The organism is Ruegeria sp. AK11, from assembly GCF_056541095.1.
In genome coordinates, this window is sequence record NZ_JBQFXU010000044.1 from 1 (window position 1) to 574 (window position 574).

General features: G+C 58.7%; 1 protein-coding gene. It reads right to left on the bottom strand.

Going from position 1 to position 574, the window contains the following annotated elements:
* Window positions 1–225: 225 nt before the first annotated feature.
* The coding region (locus ACR0D9_RS20625; protein WP_480540109.1) for a transposase at window positions 226–574 on the bottom strand (349 nt) is incomplete at its 5' end.

Here is a 574-nt window from a genome sequence, read left to right on the forward strand (position 1 = left end):
GGAAAGAGCGCAGACGGATGAGGCTGACTTTGCCACAGACGCGCAGCTGACGGTGTTTGATGCGCCAGCTGCGGTCATTTTCTGCCACCTTGGTCGCGGGCATTTTGCCGATTGAGCCCATGTGCTGTGAGTCACAGCATTCATTCTGAGTGATGACCGCAAGTGGATTTGACCGATCAGCCAAAGACGAACGGAGCATATCGAAGTGTGTGGTCAAGCATCGGATCATGCGGCCTGCTCCCGTGGTGGCGCACGCGACATCGGTGTCTGACCACGCCGGAAGATCTCGATGATGCGCATTGGACCGCCGCAGCAGGGGCATGGCTCGCGCAAAGTGAGCGGGGTGACCTCGGACTCCTGCTCTGGCTCGGTGATTTCGTCGGTGCGTTGAACACCAAGCAACGTCCGGATCTTCTTGATGTTCGTCTTGCGCGCTGAACTGGCCAGCAGGCCGTAGTGGCGGATGCGGTGGAACCCGTCAGGCAGAACGTGGATCAGGAAGCGGCGGATGAACTCGGGTGTAGCCAAGCGCATGACCTTTTGGCGGTCACCACATTTGATCCGGTAATCCTTC